The sequence below is a fragment of the Kitasatospora sp. NPDC056138 genome (genome assembly GCF_042264695.1).
In the GTDB taxonomy this organism is placed as follows: domain Bacteria; phylum Actinomycetota; class Actinomycetes; order Streptomycetales; family Streptomycetaceae; genus Kitasatospora.
Genome location: NZ_JBHJVK010000030.1, coordinates 79,470 through 94,399, shown reverse-complemented (window position 1 = coordinate 94,399; position 14,930 = coordinate 79,470). Strand labels below are relative to the sequence as shown.

The window sequence follows — 14,930 nt, the reverse complement described above, 5'->3', positions numbered from 1 at the left end:
ACGGCCGGGCCTGGGCCCGGCCGTCGCCGCGAGGGCTGCGTCAGTCGGAGAAGTCGTGCGTGAGCCAGACGGTTCCGTGGGCGTCCCGGTAGACCGCGATGCCGATGTGGGTGAACTCCGAGCTGAGGATGTTCTTACGGTGACCGTCGTCCGGAGGCGTCTCGTTCAGCATGTCCTGGGTCAGGCTGACGGCCATGGCGGCGATGTCCTGGGTGGCCGTACCGACCGGACCACCCTCGCCTATGTTCTCGCCCACGGCGTTCCACTGGATGCCCTGGGCCGTCTCCCGGGCCCCCAACTCGGCCTCACCCGGGCACTGGTGGGACATGCCGCAACCGCCGGCCATCTCCTGGTTGTGCGCCTCGGCGCTGCGGGTCAGCCCCGCGGTGACGGTGTAGGCGGGCAGGCCCTGGGCGGCGCGCGCCTGGTTGATCAGGCTGAGCACCTGCTGCACGGCATCCGCATCGGAACCGGGCTGCGTGGGGGCGGGGGCGGGGGCCTGGGTGGCCGGCGCCGACGGGGACGCCGTCGAGGACGGCGCGGACGCGTGGGAGGCGCCGGCCGGAGCGACGGGCGACGCGGTGTGCGAGCCGGTACCGGGCCGCATGGACGCGGACGCGGACGCGGTGGGCCTGGCCGTGTGGCCGGTCGAGGCGGAGGCCGAGGCCGAGGCCGACGGGGACGCGTGGGGCGCCGACGGGGACGCGTGGGAGGCCCCGGCGTCGACCGCGCCGGCGTGCTGTCCGGCGTGCGAGTCGGCCTGGCCGTGGCGCCCGGAGTCGGCCTGGTGGTGGTACTGGTGGTGCTCCTGCCACAGGGCGTGGCTCGCGTGCGGGCGGGCGTCCGGAGCCGCGGAGGCTCCGCTCGCGCTCACCAGCGGCAGCATGAGGCCGGCGCCGGCGACCCCGGCGGTGGCAGCGAGACGGGGGGCATACCTCCGGCGTGCACGGCGGTGCCGGCCGGTACCTGAAGTCAGCATAGGGCGTTCCTCTGCGACGCCTACGAGGTGAGCTGTCGGGTTCGGGCCGTGAGGTAGCCCGGCCGTACGAGACGGCTTCACCCCGAGCCGCGACCTGGAGAGCCCGAAGAACGGACTGGGCAGGGCACGGCGAACTACCTGGTTCCCCCGCTCCTGCCCGGTGCACTGCTCGGCGTCCCGGCGGCCGGTGGACAGGACTCGGCGTCCCGGCGGCGGGGTCCGCAGATGCGGACAGGCTGAACGCTAGGCAGATCGACCCGCAGGACACAAGTCCGTATAGCACACATCACACTGAGGTCGAGAGAACTGACAGACCGTCACACTCGGGACATAATCCACCATAAACCGCTATATCAGGACAACAACCCCTGTGCTCCCCGGGACCCACAACCCTCCCCCCGGAAACCGAGGCCTGACCAAGCAGTCCCGATCACCCGCGGACCGTCGGGGGCGGGTCCTGTCAGTGCCGACGGTTAGCGTGCGGTGCAACCGAGAGACGGTGACCAGGGAGGGTTCTGCAGTGGGTGGCAACGAGTGGGCGACGACCGGGCCGTACCAGGAGGATCTGGTGGCGGCGTTCCGGCAGGCCCAGACCCAGGAGTTGGCGAAGGACGATCACGGCTTTCCGGGGATGAGCATCGTCGAGCTCTGGGAGGACGAGGACTGGCGGGAGTACATCCTGACCGGCGGCACCTGCACGGTGCTCGACTTCTACGCGCTGATCGACGCCGGGGCAGGTGACGACTTCGCCATGATGCGCCCCTTGACCGAGGACGAGATCCGCGGCTGGGCCCCCGACGGCCGGCCCACCCGCGAACAGTGGGAGACCGCGCTGCGCCGGCTGCTGGACCCGGTCGGCCGCGGAGTCGGCCGGTGCACGGTGCTGTACCGCGACGGCGAACCGGCCGAGATCGCCTACTGGGGCTGCTCTGCGGACTGACCGCCCGGCCCGGGCTTCACGACTGACGGACGGGGTGACGGGAGATCCGTTCGACCCGTCTCGGCCAAGCCGGCCTCGGACCGGTACCGGTCGACCCCGGGGCGACAGTGACTGTACTCGCGCGGGCGTACGGCGACGGGGCTCCTTCGGTGTTCGGACTCGCCTTCCGCCGCTCCGCAGAGCCTCGTCGAGCGCGGCCGGGCAATCGCCCGACCGGGGTTGGCCGGACACTGCGGACCATCGGGTCCGCGCGCGGTTCGGCACCTGAACCTGCCTCTGGTTCCTTTGCCGGCACGGACGTTCCTGATCCTGCTCGACCACGCGCGGGTCGTGCGTGAGCGGTTCTGTTACAGCGCAGTGACACGTCCCGCACAGCGGACGAACATCAGCTCGAGAAGATTTTCACAGAGCGTCCGCCGGGTCTCCATCACGTGTGTGGGAGCGGGAGGCGAGTACGCAAGATCATCTCTACTGCCACCACGTTCGCGTTCCCGGGGGATCACCAATGCCTGCTCGTCCTGTTCGCCGTCGTTCCCGCCTGTTCGCCACTGCCGCCATCGCTGTCGTGATCGGCGCTGGTGTACCTCTGTTCGGCGGTGCCTCCGCAGCCTGGGCGTGCGGCGACGACGACACCGCTCCGGCGGCTGCCGTGGCTTCCGGGACTCCGGCGGCCACGGCACCGGGCGGCGCTGCATCGACCGCGAGCACCGCGCCGACCGCGAGCACCGCCCCGACCGCGAGCACCGCGCCGACCGCCAAGGACACTTCGACCGGCCCGGCGGCCGGGTCGCCGTCCGCCGCCCCGCACGCGGCCGCTCCGGTGCACCACGGCGAGCCGCGGAGCGCCTTCCTGCCGGGGATGCCCGACAGCATCACGGCGGGCGGCAGCCCGATCGAATTCGGCGTGGAGATGGCCAACTTCACCGGCGCGGCGTACGACAGCCTCCGCCCGATCCTCGGCTTCGACAACAACGAGGCGGGCTCCCACCCCGGCCACGGAACCAACCTGCGCCCCGAGGACTTCACCGTCCAGGTCATGACCGGCGGCCACTGGAAGACCCTGCCGGTGCACCACGGATGCGACCCGGTGATCTACCCCGACACCTCCGGCCTCGCCCAGCACCTGGACAACGCCCGGGGCGCCCGCTTCGCGTTCCGCGTCGCGCTCTCCGCCGAGGCGCCGGCCGACCAGAGCGACATCACGGTCTACTTCGGCACGTCGGACGGCGGCAGGGCTCCCGCCCGCACGCTTCACATCGTGCGCACCGGCAAGGCGACCGGTACGCCCACGGACCCGGCCCCGGCGCACACCGGCAAGCCGACCCGGTCCGTCCCGGCCACCACGCCCACCGCCGGGCCGACGCAGTCCAAGGCCGTACCCGCGGCAGCGGTCTCGCCCGCCGCCGTGCCGATGGCGGCAACCCCGGCCACGGCCCCCGACACGCAGCAGCTCGCCTCCACCGGCGGCGGCGACTCGTCCGGACCGCTGATCGGCGCAGGCGGGGCCCTGATCGTCCTCGGTGCGGCCGCGGTGGCGACGGCCGCGCGCCGTCGCTCGACCACCCGCCGCTGAAACGAACAGACCGCGAGGGCGGGGTTCGACGGTACCCACCGTCGGGACCCCGCCCTCGCGGTCTGTTCGTTTCCGATGCGGACCGCCGGCCTGACGCCCCCGCTCCTCGTCCCCGCCCGCGGCTGCCCTCGCCCGCAACGACGTCGGCCCGCCTCACGCCCAGGCCGACCTCGCCGACGGGTTCTTCACATCCGCGACTTGAGGCACCAGGCCGTCGGCTGTGGCGGCCCGTCCCGGAGGTGGGCGAGGACGGCGAGGACTCGGCGGTTTCCCTCGGCCGGGTCGAGGTCGAGCTTCATGAAGATGCTGCCCGCGTGCTTGACGACCGCGGCCTCGGTGACCACCAACTCCCTGGCGATGGACTGGTTGTTGCGGCCCTCGGCCATCAGGGCCAGCACCTCCCGCTCCCGTGGGGTCAGTCGCTCCAGCGGACGCTGCGCAGGCCTGCGGGCCGACTGCTGGGCGAGCAGGGTCCGGACGACCTCGGGATCGATCACGGTCTGCCCGTCCGTCACCCGGCGCAGCGCGTCCAGGAACTCCGCCACCTCGCCGACCCGGTCCTTGAGCAGGTAGCCGAGTCCGCCCCGGCCCGGGTCGCCGCCCGAGAGCAGCTGGGTGGCGTAGGCGGTGGCGACGTACTGCGAGAGGACGAGGACGGGCAGCTCCGGGTGGCGGGTGCGGAGTTCGAGGACCGCCCGCAGCCCTTCGTCGCCGAAGCCCGGCGGCATCCGGACGTCGGTCAGGACCAGGTCGGGGCGGTCCGCGTCCACCGCGCGGACCAGTTCCGCGGCGTCCCCCACCGCGGCGGTGACCTGGTGGCCGCCGAGCGCGAGCAGTTCGACCAGGCCCGCCCTGAGCAGGACCGAGTCCTCGGCCAGGACTATCCGGAGCACGGCGCCTCCCGGGCGGAGCAGGGAACCTCGATGTGCAGCCGGGTCGGCCCGCCGGCCGGGCTGGTCAGCAGCAGTCTGCCCTGCAGGATCGCCAGCCGGTCGGCCAGGCCCTGCAACCCGGTGCCGGACCGCGGATCGGCGCCGCCGCACCCGTCGTCGGTGACCAGCAGCGACAGCAGGCCGTCCGCGTGCCGTCCGGCGACCGTCACCAGGGCCGCGCCGCTGTGCCGGGAGGCGTTGGCGAGCGCCTCGGTGACGCTGAAGTACGCCATGGTCTCGACCTGCCCGGGCAGCCGGTAGGGCAGGTCGAGGTCCACCCGGACGGGGATCGGGTTGCGGACCGCGACCTCGGTGACGGCGGCGGCCAGACCGTGGTCGGTGAGCACCTGGGGGTGGATCCCCCGTACCAGGTCGCGGAGTTGGTCCAGCGCCCGGCGCGCCTCACCCCGGGCCCGGGCGAGCAGCTCGGCCGCCTGCTCCTGGTCGGGGCCGAGTCGGAGCTCCGCCAGGCCCAGGGTCATGGTGAGCGCGACCAGTTGCTGCTGCGCACCGTCGTGCAGGTCGCGTTCGATGCGGCGGCGTTCGGCCTCGAAGGCGTCGGCCAGCCTGGCCCGGGAGCGGGTCAGCTCGACCACCCGTCCGGCCAGCTCCGTCTCGCGTGCGGCCAGCAGCAGCCAGGAGAGCCGGAGTTGGGCGCTGGCCAGCAGCGCACCGAGGTATCCGCAGAGCACCAGGCCGAGCAGTCCGGCCACCCCGCCGAGCAGCGCCTCCACCGGCCCGTCCACCGCGTGTCCCGGCACCACCATCACCGTCTCCGGTGCCAGGGCCGCCACGACCAGCGGCGAGACCAGCAGCAGGACGGAGTAGCCGAGCAACGCGCAGAAGGCGAGATCGATGCCCGAGAAGACCAGCGCGAGCACGCCCGCGTGGCCGAGCTCGCGCCAGGTCGCACGCTCACGCAGTCGGGCCCGCACCCGGCCGACGGGGCCGAGACCCGGCCCGCCGGGCAGGGCGCCGTGCGGACTCGGCACGGTCTCCGGGTCCACCAGCCGCATCCGCCACCGCTCGACCGCACCGACCGGGATCCCGGCCAGGGCGGTCAGCGCCAGGATCACCAGGCCGACACCGGCCACCGAGAGGACCACTCCCAGGGCGAGCAGCACCGCCAGCACCACGAGCGTGGTGCAGCCCAGCAGCGCCCCGCTCAGCAGGTAGGCCCAGCACCGCCACGGCCAGCCGGAGCACAGGTACCGCACCGGATGTGCCGTCAGCGCGGCCCGCAGCGCGAGGCCGGGCGGCCGGGCGGCCGGTTCTTGGGGCATGCGTCCCCTCCGTGTCGCTGCTGCTCGGGCCACTCGACCCTAGTCGACAGCCGGGCGGCGGCCGGGCGGCGGCCGGCGACCGTGCCCCGCAGGTAGGGAAAACCCCACCGTCGGAGCTCGACCCAGGTCTCCTGACCGTGCGCCGCCCGGCCGGTGCAATGGCGGGGTGACGATCGAACTGCACGAACGGACCGCTGCCGCAGCCGTGTCGGCCGAGGTGCCGCACCTGGCCACCCGCCGGTGGGCCATCCGCCGGCGGGCCGGGACCAGCGCGGGCAGACGCGTCGTGTGGTCGGCCGGGTGGCTGGCCACCGCGGTCTGGGCCGGGTCCTTCCCGCTGCTGTCCGGGCTGGCGACGCACCGGACCTGGGGCCTGTGCGCCGCCGCGGGCTATCTGTGCGCGGCCGGGGTGGCGGCCTGGGCGCCGCCTTCGCGGGCACGCCCGGCCTCGGCGGCGGTGGCCCTGCTCGGCGCGGTGCTGCTGCCGCTCGCGCTCCTGCTGATCGGCGGACAGGCGCAGTCCGAGGTCTCGGTCATCGAACGTTCGGCCGACCTGCTGGTCCGCACCGGCAGCCCGTACCTCCCGGCCCCGCAGCAGGTCGCGGACTTCACCCCGTACCTGCCCGGGATGGCCCTGCTCGGGCTGCCCCGGGTGCTGCTGGGCGCGACCCCGCTCGCGGACCCGAGGCTCTGGTGCGCCGCCGCCCTGCCGGCGTTCCTGGCGGCCGGGCGCTCGGCGTTACGGCCAAGAGGAGCTCGGAGCAAGGGTGTTGGGCATGCCGGGGCCGGGTGGCCGTCGTACCGGACCGGGCTGACGGCGCTGTTCGCCTCGCCGGTGGTGGCGCTGCCGGTCTGCGTCAGCGGGGTGGACCTGCCGCTGACGGGTGCGTGCTGCCTCGGTCTGGCGCTCGCCGCGCGCGGACGTCCGGTCGCGGCCGGGGCGGCACTGGCCCTGGCGTTCTCGTTCAAGTGGTCGGCCTGGCCCGCGCTGCCGGTCGCGCTCGCGCTGCTCGCCACGGTGTACGGCGGCCGGGCCGCGGTCCGGTGCGCGGTCGCCGGCCTGGCCGGTACGGCGGCGCTGGTCGTGCCGGTCGCGGTGGTCGCACCGCACGAGATGGCCGAGCAGGTGCTGGCCTTCCCCACCGGCCGCGCCGCCGTACCGACTCCGGCCGGCAGTCCGCTGCCGGGTCATCTGCTCGCCGGGCTGGGCACGGCGGGCTGGTTCGCGGCCGTCGCCCTGCTGGCCCTGGGTGGTGCCGCTCTCGCGCTGTCGCTGCTCCTGCGTCCGCCCGGCTCCGCCGTCGCGGCCGCCGACCGTCTGGCCCTCGGCCTCACCCTGGCGTTCGCGCTCGCCCCGGCGGGGCGCTTCGGGTACCTCGCGCTCCCGCTCGTCCTGGTGGTGTGGGCCCGCCTCGCCGAACTGCCCGCCGCACAGGGCGAGCAGGCACCCGTCCTGCCCGGCCCCGGGCGGCCCGCGACGGCGACGGCGACGGCGACAGCAGGGCGGTGCCCCCGGCAGGAGGTCGGCTCCGCCTCCCCGCGACGCCGTCGGCTCACAGGCCCGGAACGAACTGCACCACCAGGTCGATCAGCTTGATCCCGACGAACGGCAGGACCAGCCCGCCGAGACCGAACACCCGCAGGTTGCGCCCGAGCAGGTCGGAGGCCGAGGACGGACGGTAGCGCACACCCCGCAGGGCCAGCGGGATCAGCGCGACGATGATCAGCGCGTTGAAGATGATCGCCGAGGCGATCGCCGAGGTCGGGCTGTGCAGAGCCATGATGTTGAGGTGGCGCAGCCCCGGGTGGGCCCCGGCGAACATCGCCGGGATGATCGCGAAGTACTTGGCGACGTCGTTGGCGATCGAGAAGGTGGTGAGCGCACCCCGGGTGATCAGCAGCTGCTTGCCGATCTCGACGATCTCGATCAGCTTGGTCGGGTTGGAGTCCAGGTCGACCATGTTGCCGGCCTCCTTGGCCGCCATGGTCCCGGTGTTCATCGCGACGCCGACGTCCGCCTGGGCCAGCGCGGGAGCATCGTTGGTGCCGTCACCGGTCATCGCGACCAGCTTGCCACCCTCCTGCTCCTCCTTGATCAGGGCCATCTTGTCCTCGGGCGTCGCCTCGGCCAGGAAGTCGTCGACCCCGGCCTCCTCGGCGATCGCCTTGGCGGTCAGCGGATTGTCACCGGTGACCATCACGGTGCGGATGCCCATCCGGCGCAGCTGCAGGAAGCGTTCCCGGATGCCGTCCTTGACCACGTCCTTGAGGTGGACCACCCCCAACACCCGTGCCCCGTGCCGGTCGTGGACAGCGACCAGCAGCGGGGTCCCGCCGCCCGAGGAGATGATCTCGACCGCCCGGTGCGCCTGCGGCGGGACCTGGCCGCCGTTCTCGTAGACCCAGGCGGAGACGGCGGCGGACGCGCCCTTGCGCACCCGGACGGTGGGGCTGCCGTCCGGCCAGCTGAGGTCGACCCCGCTCATCCGGGTCTGGGCGCTGAACGGGACGAACTCCAGCCGCCCGAGCTCGCCCTCGGCCCGTTCACGCAGCCCGTACCGCTTGGCCAGGACCACGATCGAACGGCCCTCGGGGGTCTCGTCGGCGAGCGAGGAGAGCTGGGCCGCCTCGGCGAGCTGGGCGGCCCCGACGCCCGGGAACGGGACGAAGCGGGTGGCCTGGCGGTTGCCGAAGGTGATGGTGCCGGTCTTGTCCAGCAGCAGGACGTCCACGTCACCCGCCGCCTCCACCGCGCGCCCGGACATCGCCAGCACGTTGCGCTGCACCAGCCGGTCCATGCCCGCGATGCCGATCGCGGAGAGCAGCGCGCCGATGGTGGTCGGGATCAGCGCCACCAGCAGGGCGACCAGGACCGTCACGGTCTGCTCGGCGCCCGCGTAGATCGCCAGCGGCTGGAGGTTGACGATGCAGAGGATGAAGATGACGGTCAGCGTGGCCAGCAGCAGGTTGAGGGCGATCTCGTTCGGGGTCTTCTTCCGCTCGGCGCCCTCGACCAGGGCGATCATGCGGTCGAGGAAGGTCAGCCCTGGCTTGGAGGTGATCCGCACCACGATCCGGTCGGACAGCACCTTGGTGCCGCCGGTCACCGCGCTTCGGTCACCGCCCGACTCGCGGATCACCGGCGCGGACTCACCGGTGATCGCGGACTCGTCCACGGCCGCGATGCCCTCCACCACGTCGCCGTCGCCGGGGATCGTCTCACCCGCCTCGACCACCACGAAGTCGTACTGCCGCAGGTCCTCGGCCGCCACCTGCTCCTGGGGGCAGTCCTGGAGACCGACCCGCCACCTCACCAGCCGTCGCGCCACCGTTCCGGTCCGCGCCTTGCGCAGCGACTCCGCCTGGGCCTTGCCCCGCCCTTCGGCGACCGCCTCGGCCAGGTTGGCGAACACCACGGTGAGCCAGAGCCAGACACTGATCAGCCAGGTGAACACACTCGGCGAGACGACCGCCGAGAGGGTGGTGAGCGCCGAGCCGACCTCGACCACGAACATCACGGGGTTGCGCAGCATCAACCGGGGGTGCAGCTTGCGCAGCGCCTCCGGGAAGGAGGTGACCAGCTGCTTCGGGTCGAAGAGGCCGCTCGCCGCCCGGTGCCGGTGTGCGGAGGGCGGGTTGGGCGCACGGCTGGTGACGGAACGGACGGTGACGTCCCTCTCGGGAGCCTGCTGAAGCATGGGGCGGACCTTCTCGGACGGGCCTGCGGCGGGAACAGCGGGAGCAGCGGCAGGACGGCGGCGGCGGGTGCGGACGGACACGGGCCACGCCGCAGCCAATCGCGGGGCCGCCCCGGCCCGCCGGGGCCCTGACGCGTTCCTGACGGGCTGTCAGGGAAGATTGACACCGGCTTGACGCCCCCGTCCCCGGATGTCCGCCGCCCGGCGTCAAGTCCGCGTCAAGGTTGCCGGGCGCGGCGTACGGCATGCGTCAAGCACCGGTACCGGGCGGCCCGGCCGGGGTTCGAATGGAGGTGGGACGCAGCGGGTTCACCCGTGGCGGGTTCCCTCACCCGAGGTGCCGATGGGAGCGGATGGCGATGATCGAAAGTGCCCGTGTGATCGTGGGGGTCAACGGCTCGTTGAGCAGCCTGGCCGCCGTACACCGCGCCGTGGAGGAGGCCGCCCGGCTGGGCGCGGTCCTGGTGCCGGTCGCGGCCTGGAACGGCGGCGAGGCCGAACGGCTGCGCCCGCTCCCGGAGTTGGAGCATGCCGCACACCGGATGATGGACACCGTCTTCGAGCAGGCCTTCGGCGGCTACCCGGACGGCGTGGTGATCCGCCCGGTGGTGGTGCGGTCCGAACCGGGGCCCGCCCTGGCCGCGGTCGCCGACCGGCCCACCGACCTGCTGGTCCTCGGCGCCGGGCGGCGCAGCCGCCTGCAGCACGTCCTGCACGGCTCGGTGGCGCGCTACTGCCGCGCCCACACCCGCTGCCGGATCGTGGTCGTCTCGCCGTCGGAGCTGCTGGAGAGCCTGGAGGTCAGCGTGCGCAGCGGCGCGCCGATGCCCAGGCTGTCCGGCCGGGCGGCGGCCTGGGCACGCCCGGCGAGCGCGCCCGCGCGGTGACGCCCGCAAGGTGACGCCCGCGCGGTGGCCGCCGGGCCGTACCGCAGCGACCCCGGCGACCCCGGCGACCCCGGCGACCCAGGCGGCTCCGTCCGGCCGGTCCCGGCAGTCGGCCTCGACGGCCGGCCTCAGCGGTCGGCGCGGCGGAGGCTGAACACGAAGGTCGCGCCGCCGCCCGGGGTGTCCTCGACGGACAGTTCGCCGTGCATCGCCTCGACAAAACCCTTGGCCACCGCGAGGCCGAACCCGGTGCCGGTGCCACGCGCCCCGCCCGGCTGCACCCGGTGTCCGCGCAGGGGCTGGAACAGCCGCTCGCGCTCCTCGGCGGCGATGCCAGGGCCGTGGTCGACCACGCGTACGTCCACCCGGTCCGCCACCGCCCCGGCGTCGATCCGTACCACGGCGCCCGGCGGCGACCAGGCCCGCGCGTTGGCCAGGACGTTGGCCAGTGCGCGCTCCAGCAGCCCGGGATCGGCCTGGACCAGCGGCAGTTGCCCGGTGCGGCCGAGCGCGAGCTCCGTCCCCGTCCCCGTCCCCGGCAGACTGGCCACGGCCGCGTGCAGCACCTCGGCGACCGCCGTCGGGCGCAGCGCGACCGGCACCCGGCCGGCCCGCAGCCGGCTCATGGCCAGCAGGTTGGCGACGGAGTGGTCCAGCCGGCCGGTCTCGGCGGCGATGGCCTCGGCGCAGGCGCGCCGGTCCGTCCCGGCGGCCGGTCCGGGCGAGTCGAGCAGGGCCGCCGCCGCCCTGATGGCGGCCAGCGGCCCGCGCAGGTCGTGCGCGACGGCTTCGAGCAGGGTGGTGTGCAGCGCGTCGGTACGGGCCAGCGCGTGCGCGGCGGCCGCCTCCCGGGTGAGCCGCTCGTGCTCCTCGGCCAGCCGCAGCTGGGTGACGAACGGACCCAGCAGCCGGGTGTTCTCCTCGTCGATGGCCGGTCCGAGCAGGACCAGCACGGTGCCCTGGTCGAGTTCGGCGGCGAACGGCGCGTCCTCGGGGCGGGCCGGCAGCGGGCCGCCGGAGGCGGCCACCGGGCGCCAGCCGTCGCCGGTCGGCGCCAGGATGCCGGCCGCCTCCAGCCCGAACACCCGGCGCAGTTCGGCCAGCAGGCTGCGCAGCGTACGGCCCTCGCCCCGGACCGTCTCGCCCGCCAGCCTGGTGAGGGCGTGCGCCTCGGCCCGGGCCCGCGCAGCCTCCTGGGAGCGGCGGGTCAGTCCGTCGATCAGATGGCTGATGATCCCCGCGACGCACAGGAACACCAGCAGCGGGGCGATGTCCGCGCCGTGTCCGATCACCAGACTGTGCCAGGGCACGGTGAAGAAGTAGTCCGCCGCGAGCGCCGCCACGAGGGTCGTCCCGGCGGCCGGGGCGAGTCCGCCGAGTCCGGCCACGCCGGCGACCAGCAGCAGCAGCCAGAGCAGGACCCCGGACAGGCCGAGCGAGGCGCGCAGCGGTGACAGCGCGGCGGCCAGCGCCACCGCCACGAGCGGCCCGAGCAGCCAGCCCGCCCGGCGCCGCCGGGCCGGGACGCGCGCGGGCCGCCGGAGGCGCGGGGCACCCGGCAGCGCGACCTGGTCGGGGGACGGCGGAGGCAGGATGCGGATGTCGATCGGCCCTGCCAGCCGGATCACCCGGTTGATCACCGAGCCGGTCAGCAGCTCCCGCAGCCGGGACCGGCCGGTCGGTCCGAGCAGGATCTGGGTGGCGCTCTCGGTCCGGGCGAAATCCACCAGCGTCCGGGCGGCGTCGGTGCCGCTGAGCTCGACGTAGCTGCCGTGGAGCTCGCGCAGCAGGGCGCGCTGGGCGGCCAGTCCGGGTGGCTCGGGCTGGAGCGTGCCGTCGTCCGCGCGGACGTGGACGCCGATCAGGTCGCCGTGCACCCGGGCCGCCGTCCGGGCACCGCGCCGGAGCAGGTGTTCGCCCTGCGGCGCGCCGTTGAGCGCCACCACGATCCGCTCCTTGGTCTCCCACGGGGCCCGGATGCCGTGCCTGGCGCGGTAGTCGGCGAGTTCCTCCTCCACCCGGTCGGCCAGCCAGAGCAGCGCCAGTTCGCGCAGCGCGCCGAGGTTCCCGGCCCGGAAGTAGTTGTCCAGGGCCACGTCGATCCGGTCGCTCGGGTAGACGTCGCCCTGCGCCATCCGGGCGCGCAGCGCCGCCGGGCTGAGGTCGACCAGTTCGATCCGGTCGGCGGCCCGCACCACGGCGTCCGGGATCTGCTCGTGCTGCACGATGCCGGTGATCTGCTCGACCACGTCGCTCAGGCTCTCCAGGTGCTGGATGTTGAGCGTGGTGGCCACGTCGATGCCCGCCCCGAGCAGCTCCCCGACGTCCTGCCAGCGCTTGGTGTTGCGGCTGCCCGGGACGTTGGTGTGCGCGAGCTCGTCCACCAGCGCGAGGGCCGGGCGGCGGGCGAGCACGGCGTCCAGGTCCAGTTCGGTGAGCGCCGCGCCCCGGTGGCGGGCCGCCCGGCGCGGGACCACCGGCAGGTCGCCGAGCTGCTCCTCGGTGCCGCGCCGCCCGTACGTCTCGACCAGGCCGACCACCACGTCCAGGCCGCCGGCGCTCAGCCGCCGCCCCTCGGCCAGCATGGCGTACGTCTTGCCGACCCCGGGTGCGGCGCCGAGGTAGACGCGCAGCCTCCCGCCACCACCAGCCACGAGGGACCACCCCTCAACCTGCGCGCCGTCGGCGCGGGCGACTCGCCGACGAGCCGCGCCGACAGTCCCACGATAGGCCGGATCCGCCGCGCCGCCCGGCGGGTTCGGCTAGCCGCTCCTGGCGGGGTGGGGGCGGCCGAGGTAGGGGAAGTCGGGGAGGAGATCGGTGTGGGCGGGGATGTGGTCGCTGGTGATCCTTCCCCCGGTGACCATGGCGAGCCGGGCCGAGCTCACGTCGTCGGTCAGGGTGCGGCCGTTCGGGTAGGCCGCGGGCCTGCTGCGGTCGTAGCGCAGGACGTCCGGCAGGACGGTGCGCACGGTCCGCTCGGCGGACGCCCGGTCGTAGCCTCCGGTGTGCTGGAGGACCGCGGTGAACGGCACGAGGTAGGCGGCCAGGTCGTCGGCGGGCTCACCGGCGTTGTAGTCGTCCCGGCCCTCGTTCTCGGCGAAGTACGCGATCAGGGACGGGTGGGCACCGCGGTCGACGGAGGTGAGCCGGCCGTCCTCGTGCAGGCTCACCCGTGCCCAGACGCCGATCGGCCCGTCGGTGCCCAGGTCCTCGTCCGTCAGCTCCAGCACGATGCTCAGCACGTTCTTGTCCGCACCCCAGTCCACCCCGGTCCACCGGAAGCCCTCGACGATGCCGTCCAGATCGACGAAGAACGGGTCGCTGCGCAGGCCGGCGAAGAACTTGAAGGTGTGGTCGACGACCACGGCGGGTTCGAGGTCGAGGCCGATCGGCACACCGGTGAGGACCTGCTTGCCGCCGGCGTGGTGCGCGCGGGCCTGCTCGCCGGTCGCCCGGTGGACGGTGCAGGTCTGCGGGCCGTCGTGCGGGTCGGAGAAGACGAAGCTGTAGGCCACGTCCGCGCGGTGGTCGCCGTCGGTGTCGATGTTGATGCGGTGGACGGCGTCCGGGTGGAAGGCCGCGCCCTCGGCGGGAGCGTCCGGGTGGACGTTCATGACCAGGACGGTGCGCCCGCCGGACGCCGCGAAGGCGTACACGTCGGTGAGGTCGAGCCGGGCGTCGCCGCGGGGGGAGCGCCCGTCGGGCCCGCTGAGGTGGTGGGACATGTGCTCAGCATCGGCCGGTCGGCCGTGCGGCGCAGCCTCGGCACGGGCCGGGCCGCACGGCCGGTCAGTCGGTGGTGGTGGCGGTGGCGGTGGCGGTGAGACGGCGCAGGACGAGTTCGGCGTGGACGTGGGCCGCTCCGGCCCGGCGGAGGCCGTGGACCACCGCGCGTAGCTCCCGCCCGTCGATGCAGGCGAGGTGCAGCTCCAGGTCCGCCTCCCCCGCGAGCGCGAAGCCGGACTGGACTGCCGGGAAGTGTGCCGCCAACCGGGTGAAGTCCAGCGGCTTCGGCCCGTAGCGGACCCGGACCACCGCCAGCAGCGGCCGTCCCAGGGCCACCGGGTCCACCTCGGCGCGCACCCCGGTGAGGACCCCGTCGGCGGCCAGCCGCCGTAACCGGGCGTTCACGGCGGCCTCGGTGAGGCACAGCCGTTCCGCGAGCGTGCCCGCGGGGGCGCGTCCGTCGGCGCGCAGGGCGTGCAGCAGGGCCACGTCCAGCTCGTCCAGCCGAGGGGCGGGTACGGGCAGTGCGCTCACCGGTGGGGCTCCAGCGCGGTGACGGGGCGCGGCGGGGTGTCGGTGACGGCGGGCGCGACCAGTTTCGGGTCCAGGACGATGGTCCTGACGCCCAGTGGTGCGATCATCTCCCGCAGCGCGGGAATCGCGAGCTCGATCAACTCCTGTGCGGGTCCGAGAAGTTCGTGTGCATCCGCAGCCGAACTGAAGGCACCCGCACAGCGGCTGCCGTCCCGTCGGCGGAAGAACCGGAGCACGGTGACACCTCCGACGGTCCGCACCGGGACGTACCGGGCGGTATGGTCGTCGGGCTCTTCTGGGGCGGTTTCGGTGCTGGTCACAGCAGGTCCTCCGGCTGCGGGGGAAAGCTCTGAGGGGGGCGCTGCGGGTCGCCGT

12 protein-coding genes and 1 riboswitch are annotated in these 14,930 nt (G+C 74.2%); of the genes, 4 read left to right on the top strand and 8 right to left on the bottom strand.

Features of this window, described 5'->3' with window-relative positions; all coding sequences use genetic code 11:
- Window positions 1-40: 40 nt before the first annotated feature.
- Entirely contained in the window at window positions 41-874 is an 834-nt protein-coding gene (locus ACFC1R_RS19670; protein ID WP_375940206.1) for a CAP domain-containing protein, read from the bottom strand.
- A gap of 111 nt (window positions 875-985) precedes the next feature.
- Window positions 986-1,154, bottom strand: a riboswitch (cyclic di-AMP (ydaO/yuaA leader).
- 345 nt (window positions 1,155-1,499) lie between these two features.
- Here ACFC1R_RS19670 and ACFC1R_RS19665 point away from each other — a divergent pair.
- Window positions 1,500-1,919 carry a hypothetical protein gene (locus tag ACFC1R_RS19665; RefSeq protein ID WP_375940204.1) on the top strand — a complete coding sequence of 140 codons (420 nt, stop codon included), beginning with the start codon at window positions 1,500-1,502 and terminating at the stop codon, window positions 1,917-1,919.
- A gap of 505 nt (window positions 1,920-2,424) precedes the next feature.
- Window positions 2,425-3,492, top strand: a complete 1,068-nt coding sequence (locus tag ACFC1R_RS19660) for a hypothetical protein (RefSeq protein WP_375940202.1) — start codon at window positions 2,425-2,427, stop codon at window positions 3,490-3,492.
- Window positions 3,493-3,677: 185 nt separating this feature from the next.
- Here the strand turns inward: ACFC1R_RS19660 and ACFC1R_RS19655 are convergent, their stop codons facing one another.
- Window positions 3,678-4,385, bottom strand: a complete 708-nt coding sequence (locus ACFC1R_RS19655) for a response regulator (RefSeq protein WP_375940200.1) — start codon at window positions 4,383-4,385, stop codon at window positions 3,678-3,680.
- Complete coding sequence (locus ACFC1R_RS19650) at window positions 4,373-5,707, bottom strand: sensor histidine kinase (RefSeq protein ID WP_375940198.1); 1,335 nt, start codon at window positions 5,705-5,707, stop codon at window positions 4,373-4,375. The genes ACFC1R_RS19655 and ACFC1R_RS19650 overlap by 13 nt, the downstream gene beginning before the upstream one ends.
- A gap of 166 nt (window positions 5,708-5,873) precedes the next feature.
- Between ACFC1R_RS19650 and ACFC1R_RS19645 the strand changes: the two genes are divergently transcribed.
- Window positions 5,874-7,304, top strand: coding sequence for a hypothetical protein (locus ACFC1R_RS19645; protein ID WP_375940196.1), 1,431 nt, complete (start codon window positions 5,874-5,876; stop codon window positions 7,302-7,304).
- On the opposite strand, the gene kdpB is transcribed toward ACFC1R_RS19645, so the two are convergent.
- Window positions 7,261-9,405 carry a potassium-transporting ATPase subunit KdpB gene (kdpB, locus tag ACFC1R_RS19640; protein ID WP_375940194.1) on the bottom strand — a complete coding sequence of 715 codons (2,145 nt, stop codon included), beginning with the start codon at window positions 9,403-9,405 and terminating at the stop codon, window positions 7,261-7,263. The two genes, ACFC1R_RS19645 and kdpB, sit on opposite strands and share 44 nt — an antisense overlap.
- 353 nt (window positions 9,406-9,758) lie before the next feature.
- Here kdpB and ACFC1R_RS19635 point away from each other — a divergent pair, with 353 nt between their 5' ends.
- A complete protein-coding gene (locus tag ACFC1R_RS19635; RefSeq protein WP_375940192.1) occupies window positions 9,759-10,292 on the top strand; it encodes a universal stress protein in 534 nt (177 codons plus the stop codon).
- 128 nt (window positions 10,293-10,420) lie between these two features.
- Here the strand turns inward: ACFC1R_RS19635 and ACFC1R_RS19630 are convergent, their stop codons facing one another.
- The 4 genes from ACFC1R_RS19630 to ACFC1R_RS19615 form a co-directional block, all read right to left on the bottom strand.
- On the bottom strand, window positions 10,421-12,946 hold the full coding sequence (locus tag ACFC1R_RS19630; protein ID WP_375940190.1) for an ATP-binding protein: 2,526 nt from the start codon (window positions 12,944-12,946) through the stop codon (window positions 10,421-10,423).
- Between the two features lie 108 nt (window positions 12,947-13,054).
- Window positions 13,055-14,020, bottom strand: coding sequence for a DUF4331 family protein (locus tag ACFC1R_RS19625; protein WP_375940188.1), 966 nt, complete (start codon window positions 14,018-14,020; stop codon window positions 13,055-13,057).
- Between the two features lie 64 nt (window positions 14,021-14,084).
- Window positions 14,085-14,555 (bottom strand): Lrp/AsnC family transcriptional regulator, encoded by a 471-nt coding sequence (locus ACFC1R_RS19620; protein WP_375940186.1) that lies wholly within the window; start codon window positions 14,553-14,555, stop codon window positions 14,085-14,087.
- Complete coding sequence (locus tag ACFC1R_RS19615) at window positions 14,552-14,875, bottom strand: SAV_915 family protein (protein WP_375940184.1); 324 nt, start codon at window positions 14,873-14,875, stop codon at window positions 14,552-14,554. The genes ACFC1R_RS19620 and ACFC1R_RS19615 overlap by 4 nt, the downstream gene beginning before the upstream one ends.
- Between the last annotated feature and the right edge of the window lie 55 nt (window positions 14,876-14,930).

Excerpts from the sequence above, each read along its gene's own strand:
- ACFC1R_RS19660 (WP_375940202.1), top strand. The coding sequence starts at position 2,425 with ATGCCTGCTCGTCCTGTTCGCCGTCGTTCCCGCCTGTTCGCCACTGCC.
- ACFC1R_RS19650 (WP_375940198.1), bottom strand. The coding sequence starts at position 5,707 with ATGCCCCAAGAACCGGCCGCCCGGCCGCCCGGCCTCGCGCTGCGGGCC.
- kdpB (WP_375940194.1), bottom strand. The coding sequence starts at position 9,405 with ATGCTTCAGCAGGCTCCCGAGAGGGACGTCACCGTCCGTTCCGTCACC.
- ACFC1R_RS19635 (WP_375940192.1), top strand. The coding sequence starts at position 9,759 with ATGGCGATGATCGAAAGTGCCCGTGTGATCGTGGGGGTCAACGGCTCG.
- ACFC1R_RS19625 (WP_375940188.1), bottom strand. The coding sequence starts at position 14,020 with ATGTCCCACCACCTCAGCGGGCCCGACGGGCGCTCCCCCCGCGGCGAC.